Annotated in this window: 15 protein-coding genes; 8 read left to right on the top strand and 7 right to left on the bottom strand. The window is 62.0% G+C overall.

Going from position 1 to position 17,643, the window contains the following annotated elements; translation table 11 throughout:
* Positions 1-119 precede the first annotated feature (119 nt).
* The 5 genes from ILFOPFJJ_RS02560 (at position 120) to lpdA (ending at position 6,738) form a co-directional block, all read left to right on the top strand.
* Entirely contained in the window at positions 120-1,451 is a 1,332-nt protein-coding gene (locus ILFOPFJJ_RS02560; RefSeq protein WP_173509004.1) for an NAD(P)/FAD-dependent oxidoreductase, read from the top strand.
* A gap of 354 nt (positions 1,452-1,805) precedes the next feature.
* Entirely contained in the window at positions 1,806-3,038 is a 1,233-nt protein-coding gene (locus ILFOPFJJ_RS02555; protein ID WP_173509003.1) for a 3-methyl-2-oxobutanoate dehydrogenase (2-methylpropanoyl-transferring) subunit alpha, read from the top strand.
* Position 3,039: 1 nt separating this feature from the next.
* Positions 3,040-4,053, top strand: a complete 1,014-nt coding sequence (locus tag ILFOPFJJ_RS02550; protein WP_173509002.1) for an alpha-ketoacid dehydrogenase subunit beta — start codon at positions 3,040-3,042, stop codon at positions 4,051-4,053.
* A gap of 2 nt (positions 4,054-4,055) precedes the next feature.
* Complete coding sequence (locus tag ILFOPFJJ_RS02545) at positions 4,056-5,336, top strand: dihydrolipoamide acetyltransferase family protein (protein ID WP_173509001.1); 1,281 nt, start codon at positions 4,056-4,058, stop codon at positions 5,334-5,336.
* 7 nt (positions 5,337-5,343) lie between these two features.
* Positions 5,344-6,738, top strand: coding sequence for a dihydrolipoyl dehydrogenase (gene lpdA / locus ILFOPFJJ_RS02540; RefSeq protein WP_173509000.1), 1,395 nt, complete (start codon positions 5,344-5,346; stop codon positions 6,736-6,738).
* Between the two features lie 238 nt (positions 6,739-6,976).
* On the opposite strand, the gene ILFOPFJJ_RS02535 is transcribed toward lpdA, so the two are convergent.
* The 5 genes from ILFOPFJJ_RS02535 to hmgA all read right to left on the bottom strand — a co-directional run bounded on the left by ILFOPFJJ_RS02535 (position 6,977) and on the right by hmgA (position 12,534).
* Positions 6,977-8,158 (bottom strand): acetyl-CoA C-acyltransferase, encoded by a 1,182-nt coding sequence (locus ILFOPFJJ_RS02535; protein ID WP_173508999.1) that lies wholly within the window; start codon positions 8,156-8,158, stop codon positions 6,977-6,979.
* A 189-nt stretch (positions 8,159-8,347) separates the two neighbouring features.
* Positions 8,348-9,232 (bottom strand): formyltetrahydrofolate deformylase, encoded by an 885-nt coding sequence (purU, locus tag ILFOPFJJ_RS02530; RefSeq protein WP_173508998.1) that lies wholly within the window; start codon positions 9,230-9,232, stop codon positions 8,348-8,350.
* 167 nt (positions 9,233-9,399) lie between these two features.
* Entirely contained in the window at positions 9,400-10,041 is a 642-nt protein-coding gene (gene maiA, locus ILFOPFJJ_RS02525; protein WP_173508997.1) for a maleylacetoacetate isomerase, read from the bottom strand.
* Between the two features lie 30 nt (positions 10,042-10,071).
* Positions 10,072-11,088, bottom strand: coding sequence for a fumarylacetoacetate hydrolase family protein (locus tag ILFOPFJJ_RS02520; protein ID WP_173508996.1), 1,017 nt, complete (start codon positions 11,086-11,088; stop codon positions 10,072-10,074).
* 84 nt (positions 11,089-11,172) lie between these two features.
* Complete coding sequence (gene hmgA, locus ILFOPFJJ_RS02515; protein WP_173508995.1) at positions 11,173-12,534, bottom strand: homogentisate 1,2-dioxygenase; 1,362 nt, start codon at positions 12,532-12,534, stop codon at positions 11,173-11,175.
* 122 nt (positions 12,535-12,656) lie between these two features.
* Between hmgA and ILFOPFJJ_RS02510 the strand changes: the two genes are divergently transcribed.
* Positions 12,657-13,130 (top strand): MarR family winged helix-turn-helix transcriptional regulator, encoded by a 474-nt coding sequence (locus tag ILFOPFJJ_RS02510; RefSeq protein ID WP_173508994.1) that lies wholly within the window; start codon positions 12,657-12,659, stop codon positions 13,128-13,130.
* Here the strand turns inward: ILFOPFJJ_RS02510 and ILFOPFJJ_RS02505 are convergent.
* Positions 13,127-13,606, bottom strand: a complete 480-nt coding sequence (locus ILFOPFJJ_RS02505) for an Lrp/AsnC family transcriptional regulator (RefSeq protein ID WP_173508993.1) — start codon at positions 13,604-13,606, stop codon at positions 13,127-13,129. The two genes, ILFOPFJJ_RS02510 and ILFOPFJJ_RS02505, sit on opposite strands and share 4 nt — an antisense overlap.
* 132 nt (positions 13,607-13,738) lie before the next feature.
* On the opposite strand from ILFOPFJJ_RS02505, the gene hppD reads away from it, so the two are divergent.
* A complete protein-coding gene (gene hppD, locus ILFOPFJJ_RS02500) occupies positions 13,739-14,851 on the top strand; it encodes a 4-hydroxyphenylpyruvate dioxygenase (RefSeq protein WP_173508992.1) in 1,113 nt (370 codons plus the stop codon).
* 133 nt (positions 14,852-14,984) lie between these two features.
* Here hppD and ILFOPFJJ_RS02495 read toward each other — a convergent pair whose 3' ends face one another.
* The gene (locus ILFOPFJJ_RS02495; protein ID WP_173508991.1) at positions 14,985-15,770 is read right to left on the bottom strand and encodes a helix-turn-helix transcriptional regulator; all 786 of its coding nucleotides are present in this window, start codon (positions 15,768-15,770) and stop codon (positions 14,985-14,987) included.
* 1,023 nt (positions 15,771-16,793) lie between these two features.
* Between ILFOPFJJ_RS02495 and ILFOPFJJ_RS02490 the strand changes: the two genes are divergently transcribed.
* The gene (locus ILFOPFJJ_RS02490) at positions 16,794-17,501 is read left to right on the top strand and encodes a hypothetical protein (protein WP_173508990.1); all 708 of its coding nucleotides are present in this window, start codon (positions 16,794-16,796) and stop codon (positions 17,499-17,501) included.
* The last annotated feature ends 142 nt before the right edge of the window (positions 17,502-17,643 follow it).

The following is a 17,643-nucleotide window of genomic DNA, read 5'->3' as shown; positions in this document are numbered from 1 at the left end:
GAAGCGCCTGGATCACGTGCGAATTGTGCATCTTGGTCAGCTAATCGCTCGCCTGGGCTTGATCGGGGCCGACGAAGGATGCAGCGATAGCAGAAAGCCACGCATATCAAGAGACATTCATGCCCGGTCCCGTTCTCGACCCCGTCATCACCGACAATTCGCTGCCCCCGAAAGCCGACGTCGTCATCATCGGCGGTGGCATCATCGGCGTCAGCACGGCGCTTTTCCTTGCCGAGCGCGGCATTCAAGTCGTGCTCTGCGAGAAAGGTGCGCTCGGCGGCGAACAGTCGAGCCGCAATTGGGGATGGGTGCGCGTCATGGGCCGCGACCGCCGCGAGATCCCGCTTGCCATGGCGGCACTGAAAATCTGGGACACGCTCGATGCGCGCGTCGGCGGCGAAACCGGATTTCGCCGCAGCGGCATCCTGTATATTTCGGAAAACGAACAGGATATCGCCAACCGCGACGCCTGGCTGACGCATGCAAGGCAATATGGCGTCGACAGCCGCCAGATCGGCGCGGACGAAACGCAGTCCAGGATGTCGGGAGCCACAACCCGCTACAAAGGCGCGCTCTTTACCCCTAGCGACGGCCGGGCCGAGCCGCAGAAGGCGGTGCCGGCACTCGCAGCAGGGGCGCGACGCGCCGGGGCGCACATCGTTACCGGCTGTGCTGTACGCGGAGTCGAGAGAAGTGCTGGCCGGATCAGCGCCGTCATCACGGAAAAGGGTCGCATCGAAACCACGACAGTCGTCCTTGCCGGCGGCGCCTGGTCGCGGCTCTTCTGCAAGGGCCTCGGAATCCGGCTACCGCAGCTGAAGGTGCGCAACACCGTGCTGAGAACCGCAGCGGTCGACGGCGGACCCGAGGGCGCCGCCGCGACGGCGACCTATGCCTATCGAAAGCGCCTCGATGGCGGCTATACGATCGCCGACGGCAGCGCCAACCTGCACCCAATCGCCCCGGACAGTTTCACTTTCTTTCGTGATTTTCAGCCCGCGCGAAAGGCCGAGGGCGAAGCCGTGCAGGTTGGACTGAGCGCGCAGAGCTGGCGCGAGCTCTTCGAGATCGCACCCGTGCCGCTCGACCGCCCGGGCGCCTTCGAACGGCACCGGATCCTCGACCCCCGACCCGATTCGCGCTCCGCGTTAAGGGCGTTCGAGGAGGCGAGAAAGGTCTTCCCGGCACTCCGGCAGACGGCGCCGCTGCAGATCTGGGGCGGCCTGATCGATGTTACGCCCGATGCCGTGCCGGTCATTTCCCATGCTGAAAATGTCCCCGGCCTGATCATAGCCACCGGCTTTTCCGGCCACGGCTTCGGTATCGGCCCCGGCGCCGGTCACCTCGTCGCCGACCTCGTCACGGGAGCTCGGCCGATCGTCGATCCCGCGAATTTCCGGCTGTCGCGCTTTTCCGATGGCACGCCGATCGAGATCGCGCCACCGGTCTGACAGCTCGATTCGAACCCACATCCTCGAACCGGCCGCGCAAGAAAATTTCCCGCAATGGCCGCCGCTGCCTGTTTCCCGTCCGGCATCCGAGACGCAATGGCAGGATTCTGTCTTTCTTCAAGCGGCCGACGGCCGAGACCGCGAAAGCCCTTCATCTCCCCCTGAACTCATGGCAGTCTGTCAGCATATCCCCTCGGGAGAACGGGGATCACGACGGCACGTGGCAGCGTCGGGCGGAGGAGTACCCGATGGCGCGAGATCGTCGCCGTATCGTGCCGTGAGCCCGGCAATACTGTTCTCTCGATCATTGATTTTGCGCGCAATGCGCAATCCGGATGGGAGGCCGGAACCCGCATGAGCGATCTCGACCATTTGAGTTTGCATGTCCCCGAACCGGCCGTTCGGCCGGGCGATCAACCCGATTTCTCCAACGTGAAAATTCCGAAGGCCGGCTCCGTGCCTCGTCCCGAGGTGGACGTCGCGCCGGAAGAGATCCGGGACCTTGCCTATTCCATCATCCGCGTGCTCAACCGCGAAGGCGAAGCCGTCGGGCCTTGGGCGGGGCTGCTATCCGATGAGGAACTGCTCACCGGTCTCAGGCACATGATGATGCTACGCGCCTTCGATGCGCGCATGCTGATGGCGCAGCGTCAGGGCAAGACATCCTTCTACATGCAGCATCTCGGCGAGGAAGCCGTAAGCTGCGCCTTCCGCAGAGCCCTTCGCAAGGGCGACATGAATTTCCCCACCTATCGCCAGGCGGGGCTTCTCATCGCCGACGACTACCCGATGGTCGAGATGATGAACCAGATCTTCTCGAACGAGAGCGATCCGTGCCATGGCCGGCAGTTGCCGGTGATGTACACTTCCAAGGAGCACGGCTTTTTCACGATTTCCGGCAATCTCGCGACCCAATATGTCCAGGCGGTCGGCTGGGCCATGGCCTCGGCGATCAAGAACGACACGCGCATCGCCGCCGGCTGGATCGGCGATGGCTCGACGGCGGAGTCGGACTTCCACTCCGCTCTCGTGTTCGCGTCCACTTACCGGGCGCCGGTCATCCTCAACATCGTCAATAACCAGTGGGCGATCTCGACCTTCCAAGGCATCGCCCGCGGCGGTTCGGGTACTTTTGCGGCCCGCGGGCTCGGCTTCGGCATCCCGGCGCTGCGCGTCGATGGCAACGACTATCTCGCTGTCTATGCGGTGGCGCGCTGGGCGGCGGAGCGGGCGCGGCGCAATCTCGGGCCGACACTGATCGAATACGTGACCTACCGCGTCGGCGCGCACTCGACATCCGACGACCCGAGCGCCTATCGCCCGAAGACGGAGTCGGAAGCCTGGCCTCTCGGCGATCCGGTTCTGCGACTGAAAAAGCACCTGATTGTCCGCGGTGCGTGGTCGGAAGAGCGCCACGCCCAGGCGGAAGCCGAAGTCATGGACGAGGTGATCCAGGCGCAGAAACAGGCGGAAGGCCACGGCACGCTGCATGCCGGCGGCAAGCCTTCCGTACGCGATATCTTCGAGGGTGTTTACGCCGAGATGCCGCCGCACATCCGTCGCCAGCGGCAGAAGGCAGGATACTGACATGGCCAGAATGACAATGATCGAAGCGGTGCGCAGCGCCATGGACGTGTCGATGGCGCGCGACGAGAACGTCGTCGTCTTCGGCGAGGACGTCGGCTATTTCGGCGGCGTTTTCCGCTGCACGCAAGGGCTTCAGGCGAAGTACGGAAAGACCCGCTGTTTCGACGCGCCGATCAGCGAATCCGGCATCGTCGGCACAGCCATCGGCATGGCGGCCTATGGGCTGAAGCCCTGCGTGGAGATCCAGTTCGCCGACTACATGTATCCGGCCTACGACCAGATTACCCAGGAGGCGGCGCGCATTCGCTACCGCTCGAACGGCGATTTCACCTGCCCGATCGTTCTGCGCATGCCGACCGGTGGCGGCATCTTCGGTGGCCAGACACACAGCCAGAGCCCGGAAGCGCTTTTCACCCATGTCTGCGGTCTGAAGGTCATCGTGCCGTCGAACCCTTACGACGCCAAGGGGCTCCTGATTTCGGCGATCGAGGATCCCGATCCGGTGATGTTCCTGGAGCCGAAACGGCTCTACAATGGCCCGTTCGACGGTCACCATGAACGTCCGGTGACGCCGTGGTCGAAGCATGAACTCGGCGACGTGCCGGAAGGGCATTATACGATCCCGATCGGCAAGGCCGAAATCCGCCGGACGGGCTCGGCCGTGACCGTGATCGCCTATGGAACCATGGTGCATGTCGCACTCGCCGCCGCGGAGGAAACCGGAATCGATGCGGAGGTGATCGACTTGCGCAGCCTGTTGCCGCTCGACCTCGATACGATCGTACAGTCAGTGACGAAGACCGGGCGCTGCGTCGTGGTGCACGAGGCGACGCTCACATCGGGCTTCGGCGGCGAGCTCGTGTCCCTCGTTCAGGAGCATTGCTTCTATCATCTGGAAGCCCCTGTCGTACGGGTCACCGGCTGGGACACACCTTACCCGCACGCTCAGGAATGGGACTATTTCCCCGGCCCCGCGCGCGTCGGCCGCGCGCTCACCGAAGTGATGGAGGCCTGACGATGGGCGAATTTATCATCAAGATGCCGGATGTCGGCGAAGGCGTCGCCGAGGCCGAACTTGTCGAATGGCACGTGAAGCCCGGCGATCCCGTACGCGAGGACATGGTGCTCGCCGCCGTCATGACCGACAAGGCGACCGTCGAGATTCCCTCGCCGGTCACCGGCAAGGTTTTGTGGCTTGGCGCTGAAATCGGCGACACGGTCGCGGTCAAGGCCCCGCTCGTCAGAATCGAAACCGCTGGCGAAGAGGGCGAAGCACCCCCGGACAGCGTTCCGGAGGCACTTGCCGAAGCCGTGCTGGACGAGCCCGTCGCCGTCTCTGCCCCGCCGGCGGCGAAAGCACCGCCGAAGCCTGAGAGGACCGAGCCAAAGCCGGCACCGGCGCCGCGCGAGGCGTTGGACGTTTCCAAAAAGCCGCTCGCCTCGCCGGCCGTCCGGCTGCGCGCGAAGGACAGCGGCGTGGACCTCAGGCAGGTAACCGGCACCGGGCCGGCGGGCCGGATCACCCACGAGGACCTCGATCTTTTCCTGAGCCGCGGTGCTCAGCCGGCGCCGGCGACAACCGGTCTCGTCCGCAAGACCGCGGTGGAGGAAATCAAGGTCACTGGCCTGAGACGCCGCATCGCCGAAAAGATGACGCTCTCCACCTCTCGCATTCCCCACATCACCTATGTGGAGGAAGTGGACATGACCGCGCTCGAGGACTTGCGCGCGACAATGAACCGCGACCGCAAACCCGATCAGCTGAAACTGACGGTCCTGCCCTTTCTGATGCGGGCGCTGGTAAAGACGATCGCCGACCAGCCGGGCGTCAACGCGACCTTCGATGACGGCGCGGGAATCATTCATCGGCATGCGGCCGTGCATATCGGCATCGCCACCCAGACCCCCGCCGGCCTGACTGTTCCGGTCGTCCGCCACGCCGAAGCACGCGGAATCTGGGATTGCGCCGCCGAGTTGAACAGGCTGGCGGATGCCGCCCGCACGGGAACCGCAACCCGCGACGAGTTGACCGGCTCAACCATCACCGTCAGTTCGCTCGGAGCACTCGGCGGTATCGCCTCGACGCCGGTCATCAACCATCCGGAGGTCGCGATTGTCGGGGTCAACAAGATCGCAGTCCGTCCGGTCTGGGACGGGACGCAATTCGTGCCGCGCAAGATCATGAATCTTTCGTCAAGCTTCGATCACCGCGTCATCGATGGCTGGGATGCCGCGACCTTCGTCCAGCGGTTGAAGACGCTGCTCGAAACGCCGGCGCTGATTTTCGTTGAAGGGTGATGCGGTCATGAAGGAAATTTCCTGCAAACTTCTGGTGCTTGGCGCCGGTCCCGGCGGCTATATCTGCGCCATCCGCGCGGGCCAACTCGGCGTCGACACGGTCATCGTCGAAAAAGCAAAGGCCGGCGGCACCTGCCTGAATGTCGGCTGCATTCCCTCGAAGGCGCTGATCCACGCGGCCGACGAATTCCACAAACTCCGCGCGGCGGCGTCGGGCAAGAATCCCCTCGGCCTTTCGCTGAGCGCGCCGGCGATCGACCTGGCGCAGACGGTCGCCTGGAAGGACGGCATCGTTGGACGGCTGAATAGCGGGGTCACGGGCCTGTTGAAGAAGGCAGGGGTCAAGGCCGTGGTCGGCGAGGCGCGCTTCGTCGACGGCAAGACCGTCGACGTCGAGACCGAGACCGGCCTGCAGCGCATTCGTGCCGAGGCGGTTGTCATCGCCACCGGCTCGGCGCCGGTCGAACTTCCCGACCTGCCCTTCGGCGACAAGGTCATCTCCTCGACCGGAGCGCTGGCGCTGAAGACTGTTCCGCAGACGCTCGCCGTCATCGGGGGCGGCTATATCGGCCTGGAACTCGGCACCGCCTTCGCCAAACTGGGCTCGAAGGTGACCGTGCTTGAAGCCATGGACCGCATCCTGCCGCAATACGACGCAGATCTTTCAAAGCCGGTGATGAAGCGCCTCGCCGAACTCGGCGTCGACGTCTTCACGCGCACCGCCGCCAAGCGGCTCTCGGCGGACGGCCGCGGCCTGCTTGCGGAAGAAAACGGGCGCCCCTTCGAGGTACCTGCCGAAAAGGTCCTCGTGACGGTCGGGCGCAGACCCGTGACGGAGGGTTGGGGGATCGAGGAGATCGACATCGATCGCGCCGGAAAATTCATCCGCATCGACGACCAGTGCCGCACCTCGATGCGCGGCATCTACGCCATCGGCGACGTCACCGGCGAGCCGATGCTCGCGCATCGCGCCATGGCGCAGGGCGAGATGGTCGCCGAGATCGTTGCCGGGCGTAAGCGGAGCTGGGACAAACATTGCATCCCGGCCGTCTGCTTCACCGATCCGGAGATCGTCAGCGCCGGCCTTTCACCGGATGAGGCACGCGCGACCGGCATCGAAATCAAGATCGGCCAGTTCCCGTTCCAGGCGAACGGCCGTGCCATGACGACGCTTTCCGAAGACGGCTTCGTCCGCATCGTCGCACGCGCCGACAATCACCTCGTGCTCGGCATCCATGCGGTCGGCCACGGCGTTTCGGAACTCTCGGCGACCTTCGCGCTGTCGATCGAGATGGGCGCTCGTCTGGAAGACATTGCCGGCACGATCCACGCTCACCCGACCCAGTCGGAGGCCTTTCAGGAAGCGGCTTTCAAGGGATTGGGCCACGCGCTGCATATTTGAGGCGGGCGAGATTGCCCCTCAACCCGCTGCCGCGACCTTCTCCCCGCAGGCGGGGAGAAGGAGCAAGCCGCGCCCCATTCAATCCCATCGCCGCTTCTCCCTAAACCCCGGCCGCCCAAAGCCGTCCGCGGGTCAGGCTCCAATTTGCATGTAGAGCGACAAATCAGATCACGACTGTCCCCTCTCCCCGCGAGCGGAGAGAGGGTTGGGGTGAGGGGCAAAGAAGCTCAGAAACTTGCTACTGCAACAGTTCCAGCCCGACCGCCGTCGCCTCGCCGCCGCCGATGCAGAGCGAGGCGATGCCGCGCTTGACCCCATTCGCGCGCATCGCATGGAGCAACGTCACGACGATGCGAGCGCCGGAGGCGCCGATCGGGTGGCCGAGAGCACAGGCGCCGCCATGGATGTTGACGATGTCGTCGGAGAGGCCGAGGTCGCGGATCGCCGCCATGGCGACAACGGCAAAGGCCTCATTGATCTCGTAGAGGCCGACGCTGCCTTTCTCCCAATTCAGCTTGTCCATGAGCTTCTCGATGGCGCTGATCGGTGCTGTGGTAAACCAGGCGGGCTCCTGGGCGTGGCCCGCATGGCCGGCGACGATCGCAAGCGGTGTCAGCCCACGCTTCTCCGCTTCGCTGGCGCGCATCAGGATCAGGGCGGCGCCGCCGTCGGAGATGGAGGAGGAATTGGCAGCCGTGACGCTGCCGCCGTCGCGAAAGGCGGGTTTCAGCTTCGGTATCTTCGCGGGATCGGCCTTCGTCGGCTGTTCGTCGCGCTCCAGGTTCGCACTCCCGCGCTTGCCACCATCGGTGATCGCCACGATCTCATCGGCAAAGGACTTGTCCTCCGCCGCTTTCAGCGCTCGTTCCAGAGAGCGCAGGGCGAAGGCGTCCTGATCGGCGCGCGAGAATTGATAGTGCTGAGCCGTATCCTCGGCATAGGTGCCCATCAACCGACCGGAATAGGCGTCCTCCAGCCCGTCGAGGAACATGTGGTCCTTGACCTCGCCGTGGCCGAGCCGGAAACCACCACGGGCCTTGGGCAGCAGATAGGGGGCGTTGGTCATCGACTCCATGCCGCCGGCGGCGATCACCGACGCACTGCCGGAGAGAAGCGCATCGTGGCCGAGCATCAGCGCCTTCATGCCGGAGCCGCAGACCTTCGAGACAGTGGTCGAGGGCGTTTCCTTTCCGAGGCCAGCGCCAATCGCCGCCTGGCGAGCGGGATTCTGGCCGATGCCGGCCGGCAAGACATTGCCCATCAGCACCTCGTCGACCGAGTCGAGAGCGGCGCGTTCGAGAGCCGTCTTCAAGGCGATGGCGCCGAGTTCCGGTGCCGTCAGGTCCTTCAATCCTCCCTGAAAGGCACCCATCGGCGTACGCGCCGCCGACACTATAACCACTGGATCGCGATTGCTCATCTTCGTCCTCCCAAATGGAGAGCGACGTTTCCGCCCCTCATCCCGCTGCCGCGACCTTCTCCCCGCCAGCGGGGAGAGGGCCAGGGTGAGGGGCAAGCGCCCTCAGCCCCACGCGTGCGCGTCAGCGTAATCTGAGAGCGACTATAGCCGCGGAAAACGGCGAAGCAACAGCGGCAGTCGCTGGTTACGTCAGCCCATCCGCTCCGACGCATAGCTTCCCGGGCTTGGCGGGAAGACGACGACGCGGTTGCCGTTGATGAAGCAGCGGTGGTGGATGTGGGCGTGCACGGCCCGGGCCAGCACCTGGCTTTCGACATCGCGGCCGATCGAGACATAATCTTCGGCGCTCTGGGCATGGGTGATGCGGGCGATGTCCTGTTCGATGATCGGACCCTCGTCGAGATCGGCGGTGACGTAATGCGCCGTTGCGCCGATCAGCTTCACGCCGCGCTCATAGGCCTGCTTGTAGGGGTTCGCCCCTTTGAAGCTCGGCAGGAAGGAATGGTGGATGTTGATGATCCGTCCCGACATCTTCTTGCAGAGCTGATCGGATAGGACCTGCATGTAGCGGGCGAGCACCACAAGCTCGGCTTCGCTCTGCTCGACGATTTCCATCAGCCGCGCTTCGGCTTGCGGCTTGTTCTCCTTGGTCACCTTGATGTGGTGGAAGGGAATGTCGTGGTTGACGACCACCTTCTGGTAGTCGAAGTGGTTGGAGACGACGCCGACGATGTCGATCGGCAGCGCGCCGATCTTCCAGCGGTAGAGCAGGTCGTTCAGGCAATGGCCGAAGCGCGACACCATCAACAGCACCTTCATGCGCTCCTCGGAATCGCGGATCTCCATCGTCATCTCAAAACGCTTGATAACCGGCGCAAAGCCTTCGCGCAGTTCCTCCAGCTTCGCGCCTTCCTGACTGATAAAGGTGAGGCGCATGAAGAAAAGACCCGTCTGGAGATCATCGAATTGCGAGCTATCGCTGATGTAACAGCCTTTTTCCGCAAGATAGCCGGTGATGGCAGCGACGATGCCGCGGGTGGATTTGCAGGTGACGGTCAGCACATAGCTTTTCATCGATGGGTCTCTCGTTCTTGAGGTGTTTCCGGCGCCCCCTTATACGGGCAGTCACGCGAAAACTAGCGTGGCGATCTCAGCCCCGCCGATCCATTCGCGACATCGGCTGGACGGAACAGGTCACGACGAGCGCGGAGAGCTCCGCCATGGAGACTTGGGGACGCAGGCTAGGATTTTGCCCGATCGGGATGCGCGCTGACAAAGGCCTCGATCTGAGCGCAGCGAGCGTCGATGGCGACGATCCTCGGGCAGGCGGAAAGATCGACGCCCCAGCGCCGTGCGTTGTAGACCTGCGGTACAAGGCAGAAATCCGCCATGGTCGGTCGGTCGCCATGGCAGAACTCTCCGGTCGAGGGGTGATCCAGCATACGCTCCACCGCAGCAAGGCCTTCACCGATGAACTTCTTCATCCACGCTTGGCGTGCGGCCTCGCCGTCCCCGGCATTGGCCATGACATAGGCAATTACCCCGAGATTGCAGACAGGATGGATATCCATGGCGATGGCATAGGAAAGCGCACGCACCCGCTGCCTGCCGACCGCATCGGCCGGCAGGAAACCGCTGCCCTCTCTCGTCTCCGCCAGGTACTCGATGATCGCCAGCGACTGGGTAAAGCGTTCGCCATCGATATCGAGCACCGGCACCAGCCCCTGCGGATTGCGGGCGAGATGTTCCGGCCCGCGATGGGCCGCAGCGAGTAGATCGACCGGAACGGAGGCATAGGTCTCACTGAGCTGGTTGAGTGCGATCCTCACACGATAGCTCGCCGACGAGCGCCAGTAGTCGTAAAGAACGGTTTCGTTCGCCACGTTTGCCTCCCGGCCGTTTTCCTTGTCTCGTCAGGCCCGATCGGATTTTTCGACCGTCTGCTCGATGGCGCCGAAGATCGAATGACCGGTGCGATCCTTCATCTCGATCCGGACCACATCGCCGAATTTGAGGAAGTGCGTCTTCGGCGCGCCGCTGTCGATCGTCTCGATCATGCGGATCTCCGCGATGCAGGAATAGCCGGCCCCGCCTTCCGCGACGGGCTTGCCCGGCCCGCCGTCGAGCTTGTTGGAGACGGTGCCGGAACCGATGATCGTGCCCGCCGAAAGCGAGCGGGTGCGGGCCGCATGCGCGATCAATTGCGGGAAGTCGAAAGTCATGTCGATGCCGGCATTGGCGCGGCCGAAGGGCTTGCCGTTGAGATCCACATGCAGCGGCAGGTGCAATTTGCCGCCATCCCAGGCATCGCCGAGTTCGTCGGGCGTCACCGCGACCGGCGAGAAAGCCGATGACGGCTTCGACTGATAGAAGCCGAAACCCTTGGCGAGTTCGCCCGGGATGAGGCCGCGCAGAGAAACGTCATTGACCAGCATGACGAGGCGGATCGCCTCGCGCGCCTCGTCGAGGCTTGCGCCCATCGGCACGTCATCGACGATAACGGCAACTTCGCCCTCCATGTCGATGCCCCAGGTCTCGTCCGCCATCACGATCGGATCGCGCGGCCCGAGAAAGCCGTCGGAGCCGCCTTGGTAGATCAGCGGATCGGTCCAGAAGCTCGCCGGCATCTCGGCGTTGCGCGCCTTCCTGACAAGCTCGACATGATTGACATAGGCGGAGCCGTCCGCCCACTGAAAGGCGCGCGGAAGCGGCGATGCGGCATCATGCTCGTGGAAACGCATTGTCGGCTGGGACCCGGTCTCGATGCCTTCGGCGACGCGCGCGAGCCGCGGCCCCGCATGCGCCCAGTCGTCGAGCGCGGCCTGAAGCGTGCGGGCGATATGGCCCACCTCGGAACAACGGGTCAGGTCTTTCGAGACCACGACGAGCTTGCCGTCGCGGGTGGAATCTTTCAGCGTCGCGAGTTTCATAGGCTGGTGTTTCCCGGTGTGTTCTGTTTGATCCGCGCCGGACGGCGCGGATTTGGAGAGCATGTCACGGATTACAGATGGAAGTCACTTGATTCCCGGCGTTCCGTCGAATTTCCGCTCAAGGCCGGCCCAGCAATCGATATAGTCTTCCTGCAGCGTCTCCAGCTCGGCGGCGAACTTCGTCAATTGCTGCGGGAAACGGGTCTCGAACATGAAGGCCATGGTGTTGTCGAGCTTTACCGGCTTCAACTCTCCGTTCGACGCCTTCTCGAAACCGCTGGCGTCAGGTCCATGCGCCAGCATCATGTTGTGCAGGCTCATGCCGCCCGGGACGAAGCCTTCCTCCTTGGCGTCATAGCGGCCAAGGATCAGCCCCATGAACTCGCTCATGATGTTGCGGTGATACCAGGGCGGACGGAAGGTATGTTCGGCAACCAACCACCGCGGCGGGAAGATGACGAAATCGACATTGGCCGTGCCCGCCTCGCCCGAAGGCGCGGTCAGCACGGTGAAGATCGACGGATCGGGATGGTCAAACAGGATCGCACCGACCGGAGAGAAGGTCTTCAGGTCGTATTTATAGGGCGCGTAGTTGCCGTGCCAGGCAATGACGTCAAGCGGCGAATGGCCGATTTCGGTGACATGGAAGGAACCACACCATTTTACATGGACATGGCAGGGCATTTCCTTGTCTTCGTAGGCTGCAACCGGCGTCTTGAAATCACGCGGGTTGGCAAGGCAATTGGCGCCGATCGGCCCGCGATCCGGCAGCGTGAACTTCGCGCCGTAGTTTTCGCAGATATAGCCACGCCAGACCTTCTCCTCGCTGAGCCGAGTGACCTTGAACATCGTCCCGCGCGGTACCAAGCAGATTTCCGAAGGTTCCACGTCCATCTTGCCGAGTTCGGTGAAGACGCGGATCGCACCCTTCTCCGGCACGATCAGCAGTTCGCCATCGGCATTGAAGAAGTAATCGTCGACCATATCGGCGTTGAAGGCATAGGTGTGGGCTGCCATCCCCGTCTGCGTCAGGACATCGCCGGCGGTCGTCATGGTGCGGATGCCTTCCAGGAAGTTCAGCTTTTCCGAAGGTGCCGGAAGCGGGCTCCAGCGCAATTGCCCGAGCGCCAGCGAATGCTCGGCAATGTGCGGCGCCGTCTTCCAATGCGGATAGTCGATCTTCTTGAAACGTCCGGTGTGCCTGACGCTCGGGCGAATGCGATAGAGCCAGGAGCGCTCGTTGGTGCCGCGCGGCGCGGTGAACGGAGAACCGGAAAGCTGCTCGGCGTAGAGACCATATTCGCATTTCTGCGGACTGTTCTGCCCCTGGGGCAGAGCGCCCGGCAAGCCTTCGGTCTCGAAATCGTTGCCGAAGCCGGGCATGTAGTTCAGCTCCTGCTCGTCCAGCGACGTTGCGCCCGACTGCTTCTTTGCCTTCTCCAACATGACGCGCACCTCCATTTGCCTCCGGAGCGCCGCGCTCTCAGCAATTTAGCTTGAAAGCGGACGCCACACATATTAGTTACAATCGTAACTATCTATTTTGTAACTATCAAGGACGGCCGATCATGGCGCTGCCCGAGTTCGAGCTGGAATCCTTCCTGCCCTATCGACTCAACCGCGCGGCGGAGTTCATCGCGCTGCGCTTTGCCGCGCAGTACAAGGCGCGATACCAGCTGACCCGGCCCGAATGGCGCACGCTCGCCGCGCTCGGCAGTTCCGGACGCAGCATGACGGCGACCGAGATCGGTGTGCATTCCTCCATGCACAAGACGAAAGTGAGCCGTGCCGTTTTCGGTCTTGAGCAGCGCCGCTGGCTGAAGCGGGAGGAAGACGGCCGCGACCGCCGTCTCGAGCATCTGGCGCTCACGCCGGCCGGCCTTTCGGCCTACGGCGAATTGACGGAACTTGCGCGCGCCTATCAGGCCGAACTGAGTACGACCCTTGGAGCCGACAACATGAAGGCGCTTTCGAAGGGGCTGCGCGCCGTGGAGCGGGCAATTGTGCGCTCGGCGGGATACGCTCGCCCAAGCAAGATCTAGCCCTTCATACGCTCCGGAATCGGCAGCCCCTCGAAACTCTTCAGCGTCTCGAGCACGATCGACGTTTTCACATGCTGGACGCTGTCATGCGGCAGGAGCACGTCGTTGACGAAGCGCGAAAGTCCGGCCAGATCGGGAGTCACGACGCGCAAGTGATAGTCCATTTCCCCTGTCAGCGCGTAGGCCTCCAGAACTTCGGGCAAGCCGGAGACGAGCTTGCCGAAGCGCTTGGCGTTGTCGCGATTATGCGTGGCAAGCGTCACCGAGATCACCACCATCAGATCGAGCCCCAGCTTCTGCCGGTCGATCTGCGCCTGATAGCCGGTGATATAGCCCTCCGCCTCCAATCGCGAACGCCGCCGCGAACATTGGGACGGCGAAAGCGCGATCCGTTCGGACAACTCATTATTGGTCAGATGCCCGTCGCGCTGCAATTCACTGAGGATCTTGAGATCGAAACCGTCAAGCTGCTCCATTCATGCGCCCTCGCCTGCTCTGCCGCACAATTCATGCGTTGAATCGCCAAAAACACGCAAGAATACAAGCATCATGCATCGGATCTGCGCCATACTCCAGCAAAGTTTGGAAGAATGAAGAGGAGGCTTCCGATGGGCCCGTTTCCACACGACGCACCACCCCCAGAAATCAGCGCGGATAACCCGGCCGGAACGGACGGCTTCGAGTTCGTCGAATTCGCGCATCCCGAGCCGGGGAAGCTGAAAGAGCTCTTCACCCGGATGGGATATGCGGCGGTCGCCAAGCACAGGACGAAGGACATCACTGTCTGGCGGCAGGGCGATATCAATTACATCGTCAACGCCGAGCCGGGCTCTCATGCCATGCGCTTCGTCGACAAACACGGCCCTTGTGCTCCGTCGATGGCCTGGCGGGTGGTCGATGCAAAGCATGCATTCGAGCATGCCGTCTCCAAGGGCGCCGAGCCCTATACCGGAAACGACAAATGCCTCGATGTTCCGGCAATCGTCGGCATTGGCGGTTCGCTCCTCTACTTCGTCGAAACATACGGCGCCAAGGGCTCGGCCTACGACGCCGAGTTCGAATGGCTGGGTGAGCGCGATCCCAAGCCCGCGGGCGTTGGTTTCTATTATCTCGACCACCTGACCCACAACGTCTATCGCGGCAACATGGACAAGTGGTGGGCCTTCTATCGTGAACTGTTCAACTTCAAGCAGATCCACTTCTTCGATATTGACGGCCGTATCACCGGCCTCGTCAGCCGGGCGATCACCTCGCCTTGCGGCAAGATCCGCATCCCCTTGAACGAGTCGAAGGACGACACCAGCCAGATCGAGGAATATCTGAAGAAGTACAAGGGAGAAGGCATCCAGCATATCGCGGTCGGGACCGAGGCGATCTACGACGCGACCGACAAGCTTGCGGAAAATGGCCTCAAGTTCATGCCCGGACCGCCGGAGACCTATTACGAGATGTCGCGCGAGCGCGTCCACGGCCATGACGAACCGATCGACCGGATGAAGAAGCACGGCATCCTGATCGATGGCGAGGGCGTGGTGAATGGTGGCATGACGAAGATCCTGCTGCAGATCTTCTCGAAGACCGTCATCGGACCGATCTTTTTCGAATTCATCCAGCGCAAGGGGGATGAAGGATTCGGCGAGGGCAATTTCCGCGCCCTGTTCGAATCGATCGAAGCCGACCAGATCCGCCGCGGCGCACTTGGACCTCAGGCGGCCGAATAGCCTTGCAGCACCGCGCGTCTGACAGGAGCGCGGTGCTGTGGGATAAGAAAACATGCGATAACGCCGAGAAACGCGAAAAAGCCTCTCGCCTGGCGGCGAGAGGCTTTTCATCCAATGATGCCGCGAACCCGCATCAGTTACGCCAGCGGGAGCCTAGCCGCACTTCAGAGAGGTCCGCCTCTTGCGTGAAATAGCGCGAAGCGGCCTCCGTCCGGTTGCGCACGTTCATCTTCTTGTAGATGTTGCGCACATGGACCTTGACGGTGTTTTCCGACAAACCGAGACGATCGGCGATGATCTTGTTCTGCGTCCCCATGCAGATCAGATCGAGAATCTGCACCTCGCGCGTCGTCAGCATGCCGATGTTCGCATCACGCTTCGGCTCCGGAACAACAAAGGATTCGACCGCGGCTTCCCGGCGGGCACCGAGCGCGCCGCCGGCGAGCCCCACCGGCGCCAGGCGCCGGAGCAGTGCAGCCGGAAAATGCTCGCCGCCCTTCATCAGAAGGTCGATGACGGTCAAGCAGACGTCCAGATGAAGGTTCAAGGGCAACACGCCGTGAATCAATCCTTCATCGACAAAGCCGGCAATCGACGAATCGAGCGCATCGGCTTCCTCCACCACGAGCCCGATCGAGGCCTTCGGATGGAACTCATGAATCATCCGGAGAACGGACGGAAAAGTCGCCACTGGTATGCGGTAAAGCATGACCAGGCTGACATCGACGAGGTTTCCGTCAAGTAGGCCTTCGGGGTCGGACAGGCTCACGATGTCCTGGCCTTGGAATCGCGCGCCGACCGCCTGCATCAGGCATTCAGCGAACAGGTCCACCTTGGCGAGCATTACGATTTTATTTTTCTTGGGTAATACTTTGTTGTTGTCTTCAAAATCGCTCACGTTCGAGCTCGTACGGTACATTTATCCCCTCCTTGGGAATTCCCATTAATTTTTACGGGAGTTCTAACCCCACTGGGAGCAAGCCCATCTTTGAAAAATTTCTTCAAATACTGCGGAAAGTGACGAATAAAAATTTGCGATAGCTAATGTATCGTAAAGATGGGGGATGCGAAACCACCCAAAAGGGTTAGGCGCTCGCCACATTCGCGTCTAAATCGTTCGAAAACGAACCAATTTTGGGCTAATCGCCCGAAAGCCGCCAGTTGAAGGGGCGCATTTCGCATGCTCAGTCAAACACCCCTGGTTTTCGAGGGGACTTGCGAACGAGTTTGCAAGGCCGGTCGAGACGCACGGACGATCGCCCGGGTTTCGGTGAGGGAGCATCGGCGGCCATCCTCATAGCTACAACGGATTATAACCATGCCGCACGGAATGCCGTGAGCACGGTTCGAGGCTGACAAAGACCGGCACACCGCATGTCCCGCGACAACGTCGATGGAGTCCAGCCTAACAATTTGATTCCCTGCATGAATCTTCATTGCCAGTCTGTCGTCTCCGCAATTTCGGGTCAGCTGCCGGCCGCGCCACCCTAAATCAGGTCGCGCGGGATTCACAAGTATTAACATGGTCTTAACGGCGTCACCGGTTTCGAGAAAGGTTCAAAAAAGCCATTGAATACAAACGGCTAACCACAATTGATGTCTTTCGTTCCGCTGGTTTCGGGCCCACACTGCCATCGTCGCGCTTGAGTTTGCGCGGCCCACGGACTGCCTTTTGTTCCATGCGTAGCAGCCGCGGAGTACGTATATCGAGTTGCTACTCGACAATGCGAATGTAGCCTGTATTTGTAGCACGTAGCAATTTATACGGAATACATACAAGCAAAGTATATTATGAAAACAATAGGGAATATATCGGAACCCAACAGACGAATTAGCCTTCGTGATTATTCGTCTGAACTTCACAAGAGAGCCAGCCCCGCAAAAATCCTATAGAAGATGAAAGGGTTTCGGTGCTGGCTCCCTCTGAGGAGGGAGTTAGTAGATGGCCGATACCCCGTTAGAGAATTTGCGGGCCGACGACAGCATCAACACCGATGACGACTTGAAAATTGGCGCGCTCGCCGACGGCCTCGCGAGCGGCGACGTCAATGAGCCCACGGCCGACAGCGACGGGACGCGCCATGGCCGCGCTGCTGGCGGCGACAACAAGGCCGAAGCCAAAGAGAGCAGTGATGATCGGGGCAACCATCCTTGTTCCGACAATGAGCTCGCGGCGCCGGACGAGGCCAGCGGCCCCGACAATCCCGGTATGATCGGTGACGTCACCCTCAATCTCGGCGGCGATCCCCTCTCCTCCAGCTTGAACCTCGATCACATCCTGAACTATTCGCAGAGCGGTTTCGGGAACGATGGCGGATTCAGCATCGTGCAGGCAAACAGCCTCGCCGACCAGGACCATGCCTACAGCATCAAAATGAACAGCAGCAATGCCGACAACGTTCCGGCCGCGGATGGCGGGCACGCGGAGAGCGGCGATGGCACGCATTTCGGCGCGATTTCCGGGTGGGATCTCAAGGTCGGCCACGAGCTCGATGCCAGTTCCACGGCGGACACTTCCGCGAGCCTTGCAAATGCGGGTTTCCATCAGGAAATCGTTCAGGGTGCGAACCTCCTCAGCAACGCCGTCGATGTCAATGTCGTCGGCGGCGACATGCACGCAACCTCTATTGGGCAGGACAGCGACGGTTGATTGATCCTTGCACAGCAAGTGTGCACGGGCCGACCACACCGGTGCACAGATGGACCGTTGATTTGGGATCGGTTCGACGCGCCTTGGCAATCGCCTGCCGGCCCGCCGGAATCCTCCTTTGCTGCGGAAGGGAAGGATCGGG

The organism is Sinorhizobium psoraleae (assembly GCF_013283645.1).
GTDB classification, from domain to species: Bacteria; Pseudomonadota; Alphaproteobacteria; order Rhizobiales; family Rhizobiaceae; genus Sinorhizobium; species Sinorhizobium psoraleae.
Note: the sequence above shows the minus strand (reverse complement) of the source record. Positions and strands in the feature narration are given on the sequence as shown.